Here is a 7,359-nt window from a genome sequence, read left to right as displayed (position 1 = left end):
GCGACATCCGCCGCGCCCGCCTGCGCCAGCACGAGCGCGTCGTCCGACAGGCCGCCCAGCTCGATCTGCAGCGCCGCGCGTACGGGCGCGGGCAGCTGGTCCAGGTCGTCGCCGCCGGCCTCGGAGCGCCGTGCGTCGGGCGGACCCTGTTCCATGCGGGCGAGCGCCTCGAGGTAGAACGGGTTGCCGCCGCTGTCCTCGTACAGCCGTTGCCGCAGCTCCGGGCTCGTGCCGGGGCCGAGGAACTCCGCGACCTCGGCCTCGCTGAGCGGCCCCACCGTGATCTGGTGGCCGTGCGACTCGTTGAGCGCCCGCAGCCGCGCCGACGCCTGCGCGGGGCGGTAGGCGACGGCGATCAGCACCGGGCCGTACGGCGGGTGCCGCAGAAGATGGTCGAGCAGCTCCACCGAGCTGTCGTCGGCCCAGTGCACGTCGTCGAGGATCAGCACCAGGCCCGACTCGGCGGCCAGTTCGCTGAGCAACTGCCGCACCGCGCGATAGAGCCGGTAGCGCGCCAGCCCCGTCAGGTCGGTGTCGCCCGCCGACGTGACGGGCTTCTCCCCGGACAGCGCCGGGAAGATCGTGGCCAGAAGAGCGGCGGGCCCCTCGTCGATGCCGTCCGGCAGGCCCTTCTCCTCCAGGCGGTCGTCGAGCGCGTCGATCACCGTGCCGAAGGGCATCTCCTGCTCGAACTCGGCCGCGCGTCCCGACAGCGGGACCATGCCGCGACTTCGCGCGCCGGCGACCAGCTCGGCGAGAAGCCGTGTCTTGCCCGCCCCCGGCTCGCCCGACAGGCCGACCAGCGCGGACCTGTCGTCGATCGTGTCGAGGAGCCGGCCGAATTCGGCGAGGACCTCGCGGCGCCCGACCAGCGGGGGGTTCGCTCGTTGGCCCGCTGCCGACGGTGCACCGGTCGGTCCGCTGGCACGCCAATGCATAGGAATCCTTGTGGTGGCGGGTACCGCGGGCATACCGAAGTCCGTGGGTTGGTCAGCGGCAGTTTACCGAGACCGAACGGTCACGTCCTGTGCCAAAAGCATGACTATTTATGACCGATTCCGTAGAGAGTCCGTTTCCGGGCAGCGGCGGAGGCACTCCTGGCGGACGCGGTCGTACCGTGGGCTCTCGCCCGGGTCACCGGATCGAGAGCGCGGCCCACACCGCCTTGCCCATCCCGGGAAGCGGAGTCCATCCCCAGGCGCGGCTGAGCGCCTCGATCACGTGCAGGCCGCGGCCGTTCTCGCAGACGTCGTCGGCCGGGCGCTGCTTGGGGTCCTCCTCGCTCGGGTCGGACACGATGATCACGACGAACGCGCCCTGGCGTACGAGGCTGAGCTTGATCGGCGCGTCTCCGGCCGCGGCGGCGTACGGGGGGACGCCGTGCCGTACGGCATTGGTGACGAGCTCGGAGATGATCACGGTGGCATCGTCGACGAGGTCGTCCAGCCCCCACGACCGCAGCGTGGTGGTGGCGAACTCACGTGCCTGGCGGGACGAGGTGCTCGTCGGCCGCAGCGCGCAGACCGCACCGTCGGCCGCGTCCGAACCTGGCTCGAAGACCGAGAGCGGCGGCAGCACATGAGTTCTCTCGCGCGGTACCGGATGGGGGCGCCTCGTTGCGGGGCGGCCGTCCATGCCGGAACTGCACGCTGTGCTGTACACGGGCATCTGGCGGGCCTCCAGACGAACTCGGGGCGGGACCGAGTGGCTTGATCGGCTATCTTCCTCCGTCGGCCAGAGGGATGCAAGAACTAATGCACACCCAAATGCACGTGCATCTGCTCGCTCATTCTGATGCTCGGATGGAGCTCTGACACCTGAGATGACTGGTGGTGGCGGTGGTGAGGGGCGAAGCGGACAGGAGCGAGGGGTGGTGAGTGTGACCGCCGTCACGGGGACTTTCGGGGGAAAACGTCCACGTCCGGCCGTTCGCCACACCGTGGACGGGGCCGGTGTGTCCGAGTTGCGCCGGGCGCGACCGGGCGGGCAAGGTAGGGGGGCTTGATACACCTGCGTTCGGGGCGGTAGCTCAGCCGGTCAGAGCAGAGGACTCATAATCCTTGGGTCGTGGGTTCGAGTCCCACCCGCCCCACGCGACTTGGACGACGTATGCCCTTGCGGGCTTTGGGTGTCGCTTTCATTCTGGCCCAGGGGGGCGACCCCCTGGAACCCCCGATGTGGGGGCTTCGCCCCCACGCCCCCCTGCGGGTCGGCGTCCTGTGTCCTTGTGGGCCGGGGGTGTCGCTTCGGTCCAGGGGGAGCCCCTGGAATCCCCGCTTTCGGGGCTTTGCCCCTTGCCCCCTCGTTCGGTCGATCGCGGCGACGGAATGGCTCTCCACCGGGACGAGCTGCTGACCGGCCGGGAGAACCTGCGGCCGATCGTCGACCTCGGACAACGCGTCCGCGACCGGCCGACCATCTTCCGTCCGCGACCCGAGGCGCATAGCCGCGACCGAACGCGCATTCGGTCGGCCTCGCGGTGGCCGTCGTACTCGTTCTCGTGGTCGTTTTCGTTGGTGGGGAAGGTGCAGGCCCTCGTCCGCCGAATGGGGTGAACGAGGGCCTGTGTCGCTGGTCGGTCCGCTATGGGCGGACTAGGCGGCATTCGGCGGGGTTGGACTGTGCGACGTTCACCGCGTCGATCACCGGGCCGTAACCGCCGCCCGTCGTGCTGGCGAAGATGAGTGTTGAGCTCGGGGCGAAGGCGCGGAAGCGGAACCGCTGCGGGACGTATCCCATGTTGCCCCGCGACCTGCCCGTCGTGTTGAAGATGAAGTTCTTCTGGACCGTCGGGTGGCCGAGCGTGTTCTGGGACACCCGGGCGAAGCCGCGTTTGATCGTCGGGCCGCCGTCCGGGTTTCCGGCGAGTGCGAAGGTGACCGTGTAGCAGCCCCCGATGCGGGTCGCGAGCCGCTGTTCGATGGTGCCGGACTCGCTGCCTTCGAGGTCCAGCGACTGACGGCCGTCGGCAGCCTGCCAGAAGTTGGCTCCCGTCAGGTCGACGTTGCCCTGGATGACGCGCCACGGGCCGATCGTGCTTCCTGTGCCGTACCGGATGAAGGCGTTGGCCGGGATGGCCGGAGCCTCGAAACCGCCGTTGGCGAGGGCCGGCGTCGGTGCCGGCACGGTGCGGGCCTGTGCGGCGGGTGCGGCGGCGGCGATGGACAGTGCGGCGGCGCAGACCGGCGGCAGTGCCCTGATCAGACGGGAGACTTGCGGGCTACGAGGCATGATCCTTCTCCTTGATTGCGATCTGTTCTCGGGCGGGTGATTGGGTCCGAAAACACCCCCTCGATCCCGCCGAGTACCTGCTGTAATTGAACAACAGCTCTCCGTGATCGACGGGAGCCACGCCGATCCCGGAGAAGACGAAATGGCAGTTCAGATGTCACGCGCGACGAGATGGTGACAGGATGCGAGCGCGCATACGCGTGGCCATTGATCCCGAGTTGTGGTGCGTTCCAATGACCGGATTCGGCCAGGGGTGGGAAATTTCGGACTGGCTGGTTAACTGGCTGCAAAGTGCCGGAATAGGGGTTTCTTGCGGGCGCGATGCTCGTGTGAGGTGCGGCGCTCGTCCCCTGACCGCCGGGAGCCGGATCTGCCGGGCCGCCGGTGTGCGGCCGTACGGGTCCGTCCGTTGTTGAAAGTTCTACAAGCGACCGGCGCAACGACGCTACCTTGGGGGTTGCATCGGTAACGGTGAGTGGGACACTAGGCCGATTCCAGTGTCCTTAGGGGAAAGCACATGATCGGGTCCCAGCCCGACGGCGAGGCGGCCGTCACCAACATGTTCGGTCATCACCGTGGTGGTCCCACCGTGTTGCGGATCGTGCTGGGCTCCCAGCTGCGCCGGTTGCGCGAACAGCGGCAGATCACATGCGAGGAGGCGGGAGAGGCGATCCGCGCCTCGCACTCGAAGATCAGTCGCATGGAGCTGGGCCGCGTGCGGTTCCGGCGCCGTGACGTCTCCGACCTGCTGACGCTGTACGGGGTGACCGGCCCCGAAGAACGCCAGGCGATGCTCGCGCTCGCCGACCAGGCGAACGAGCCCGGCTGGTGGCACAGCTACTCCGACATCCTTCCGGGCTGGTTCGAGGTCTACATCGGCCTGGAGGAGGCGGCGTCCCGCATCCGGGCCTACGAGGTCCAGTTCGTCCCCGGGCTGTTGCAGACCGAGGACTACGCGCGTGCCGTCACGCTGCTGGGCCACCCGGACGCGCCGGGCCACGAGGTGGAGCGCCGCGTCGGCCTGCGGATGCGGCGGCCGCTGCTGGAGGCCGAGGAGCCACCGCACCTGTGGGCGGTCGTCGACGAGGCCGTGCTGCGGCGCCCGCTCGGCGGCGCGCAGGTCATGCGCAAGCAGCTGAGACGTCTGCTGGAGATGACCGAGTCGCCGAACATCACCCTGCAGGTCGTCCCCTTCGAGCTGGGTGGGCACGCCGCGGCGGGCGGGCCGTTCAGCATCCTGCGGTTCGCCGAGCGCTTCCCGACGTGGTCTACCTCGAACAGCTCACCAGCGCCCTCTACCTCGACAAGCGCGAGGACGTCGACCACTACCTCGCGGTCATGGAGCGGCTCTGCATCGACGCCGAGCCGGCCACCGCGATCCGCGACACCCTCAACCGCATCCTCAAGGAGACCTGACCGGCCCGAGGCCGGATTCCGGAGGCGGCGTTCCTCAGATCTCTCGGATGATCTTGCTGATCAGGTCCATCGACTCCTGCGGCGACGCGCTCTGCACGCACAGGCGTTCCATCGCGGCGCCGTAGCTGTCCATGTCGTCGTCGCGTTCGAGGTACATCGCGCCGGTGAGCTGCTCCACGTACGCGATGTCGTGCAGTTCGGGCTCGGGGAAGCGCAGGATGCTGAACGCCCCGGCCTCACCGGCGTGCCCGCCGACGCGGAACGGCATGACCTGCACCGTGATGTGCTGCAGCTGCGCGGCGTCCAGGAGCGCCCGCAGCTGGGCGCGCGCCACCTCCGAGCCGCCGATCGGACGCCACAGGGCCGCCTCGTCGATGACGGCCCACAGACGCGTGGGGTTCGGCTCGGTCAGGATGCGCTGGCGCCGCAGGCGCAGCTCGACCCGGCGGTCGGTCTCCTCGGCCGACGGCATCGCCCGGCCCTGGGAGATGACGGCGCGCGCGTAGTCCGCCGTCTGCAGCAGACCGGGGACGAACTGCACCTCGTACGTGCGGATGACCTGCGCGGCCTCTTCAAGGTCCACGTACGGCCGGAACCAGGCGGGCATCGCGCCGCTGAAGGCCTGGAGCCACCCGGGCCGGTTCGCCTCCTGGACCAGGGTCAGCAGGGCGTCACGCTCCTCCTGCCGGCTGATGCCGTACAGCTCCAGCAGTCGCCTGACGTCTTCCTCGTCGAGACCGGCACGGCCCGTCTCGACGCGGCTCAGCCTCGACTCGCCCACTCCGATGGAGTCGGCGGCCTGCCGCCGGCCGAGTCCGCGGGACTCACGCAGCCGGCGCAGCTGTGCGCCCACGATCCGGCGGCGGACGGTGGGACGGTTCGCCGAATGGGCCGCGACCGCCAAGACTCCACCTCCGATCACCACAACGCGGGCAGAGTCTGCCATTGATCACCACTGGTGAACAGCCCCGACGGGAAACCCATTTCGCCCCGGCGCCGCCGATTGCACCACGAGGTGAGGACCCGGGCGAATCGCCCCTCGGTCGGCGGCGCGGGGCCCGTCCGCGGACGGCCGTCGGCACGCGCCCCAGACGATGCGGCCGGGCGCGGTGAGCCGGGACGCTGTTCGGCTCGGGAGTGTTTCTCATGTCAGGGGAGAATCAGAATCCGCCGGTCTTCATCCGGTACAGGAGCGTATCGGCGGCGGCGCGGTAGCGGGGGTCGGGCAGCAGGGCGTACTCCCGCTTGCACGCCTCGGCGAGCTTGATGGTGTGCTCGTCGCCGAAGTCGACGGCGTCGACGAGGATGCGCTCGGTCGAGGGAGGCTCGTAGCCGGGGGCCGACGCCGGGACGCCGGCGCCGCCGTTCGGGAAGGCGTCCCACATGGCCGCGGCGGCCTGCCGCAGCGTGTCGTACGCCGGCCGGTGGAGGTCGGCCGGGAGCAGCGGGAGGAACAGCCGGAGGGCCGCCGGCGCGGTCACCGAGTGCACCAGCGGGACGGAGGGGAGCGGCGCGCGCTCGGCGTACAGCCCGGCGGTGGTGACGGTCAGTGCGCTGAGCGACAGGCCGATGTCCTCGCCCGCGGCCGGCAGGAGCAGGAGGCTCCGGTCCGAGGCCGCCGGGACCGGCGTGTGGCGCGCCGCCCAGTAGCCCAGCCCCTGCGCGAGCTCGCGCAGCTGGAGCGGGCCGGGTTCTTCGGTGGCCTCGAGGCTGCGGACGGCGTGCGCGGTGCGGATGAAGCCGTGGGTGAGCATGCCGTACATGCCGGGCAGCAGGCGTGGCCACCATTCGAGCAGGACCTCGGGCCAGGGCCGGCGGGCGAGCCGGGCGTCGAACATGGCGACCCAGTCGAGCACGCGCCGGAAGTCGCCGAGCGCGGCCCGCCATTCGCACGGGTCGTCGCCGGACAGGGGAGCGCCGCCCTCCGGCGGTGCGAGATAGGCGCGGAGCCGTTTGTTCCGCTCGACCCACGTGGCGACGGTGTCGCGGCAGCCGATGGTGGCCAGGGTCTCGGCGACCATGGGAGCATGGTTGACGAACCCGGGCCCGAACTCGAATCCCACGCCTCGCAGCCGGTCGAGCGCGTCGTTCACGGTGTCGCCGTAGGAGACCGTGCCGCTCATCCCGCGCCTCCGTGAAAGAACTCGAGAAGGTTCCGCCTTAAGTTTGCATCTCATCTATTAACTGATTTTGACTACAGTTGTCAACTGTGCGTGATTAATCGCAAATCGGAAAAAGTGGATGGGGTAATCGCCAACAACAAGGAACGGTGAATGTGGCCTATTGCGCGGCCACGAGTGTTTTCGCCGGGGGCGGTCAGGCGAGCGCAGCGCGGAAGCGGTCACCCAGTCCGGTGAGGCGGCTCACCGGCTCGTTGGCGAAGACGAACCGCAGGTAGTGAGCGCCGCTCGGGCCCCAGCCGTCCATCGGCGTCGCGGCGATCTTCGCGCGGGTCAGCAGCCGCCGCGACAGCTCGGCCGGGGTCAGGCCCAGGGGCCGGGTGTCGAGGAGCAGCGACCAGCCGCCGTGCGGCCGTATGACCGGCTGTCCCGCCAGCTCGGCGAGCGTCGTCTCGCAGCGGCGGCGCAGTTCGGCGGTGGCGCTCGCCACGTCCTCGTCGGCGCCGGGCGCGGACAGCGCGGCGGCCACCGCCTCCTGGGCGATGCCGACCTGGCAGACGACATTGGTCAGGCCGACGAGACGGATGTCGTT

The 7,359-nt window shown here is 69.9% G+C and carries 5 protein-coding genes, 1 tRNA gene and 2 pseudogenes; 2 read left to right on the top strand and 6 right to left on the bottom strand.

Annotation, left to right across the window (positions count from 1 at the left end; translation table 11 throughout):
- Both ACFFNX_RS43680 and ACFFNX_RS43675 read right to left on the bottom strand, forming a co-directional pair.
- Positions 1-938, bottom strand: a 938-nt coding sequence (locus tag ACFFNX_RS43680) for an AAA family ATPase (protein ID WP_378212139.1), incomplete at its 3' end; no start/stop codon positions are given.
- Between the two features lie 196 nt (positions 939-1,134).
- Positions 1,135-1,578, bottom strand: a complete 444-nt coding sequence (locus ACFFNX_RS43675) for an ATP-binding protein (RefSeq protein WP_378212138.1) — start codon at positions 1,576-1,578, stop codon at positions 1,135-1,137.
- A 440-nt stretch (positions 1,579-2,018) separates the two neighbouring features.
- Here ACFFNX_RS43675 and ACFFNX_RS43670 point away from each other — a divergent pair.
- Positions 2,019-2,092 (top strand) — tRNA-Ile (locus tag ACFFNX_RS43670).
- Positions 2,093-2,583: 491 nt separating this feature from the next.
- On the opposite strand, the gene ACFFNX_RS43665 is transcribed toward ACFFNX_RS43670, so the two are convergent.
- Entirely contained in the window at positions 2,584-3,231 is a 648-nt protein-coding gene (locus ACFFNX_RS43665) for a choice-of-anchor C family protein (RefSeq protein WP_378212137.1), read from the bottom strand.
- Positions 3,232-3,748: 517 nt separating this feature from the next.
- Here ACFFNX_RS43665 and ACFFNX_RS43660 point away from each other — a divergent pair.
- Positions 3,749-4,647 (top strand): annotated as a pseudogene (locus ACFFNX_RS43660) (Sco1979 family transcriptional regulator).
- Positions 4,648-4,681: 34 nt separating this feature from the next.
- Here the strand turns inward: ACFFNX_RS43660 and ACFFNX_RS43650 are convergent.
- From ACFFNX_RS43650 to ACFFNX_RS43640, 3 genes and pseudogenes are all read right to left on the bottom strand, one after another.
- On the bottom strand, positions 4,682-5,551 hold the full coding sequence (locus ACFFNX_RS43650; protein WP_378212135.1) for a Sco1979 family transcriptional regulator: 870 nt from the start codon (positions 5,549-5,551) through the stop codon (positions 4,682-4,684).
- 256 nt (positions 5,552-5,807) lie between these two features.
- Positions 5,808-6,770 (bottom strand): questin oxidase family protein, encoded by a 963-nt coding sequence (locus ACFFNX_RS43645; protein ID WP_378212134.1) that lies wholly within the window; start codon positions 6,768-6,770, stop codon positions 5,808-5,810.
- Between the two features lie 193 nt (positions 6,771-6,963).
- Positions 6,964-7,359, bottom strand: a pseudogene (locus ACFFNX_RS43640) (hypothetical protein); the annotation flags it as partial.

It is taken from the genome of Actinoallomurus acaciae, from assembly GCF_042429965.1.
GTDB classification, from domain to species: domain Bacteria; phylum Actinomycetota; class Actinomycetes; order Streptosporangiales; family Streptosporangiaceae; genus Actinoallomurus; species Actinoallomurus acaciae.
The sequence above is the reverse complement of the archived record's forward strand: the minus strand, read 5'-3'. Positions and strand labels throughout refer to the sequence as shown.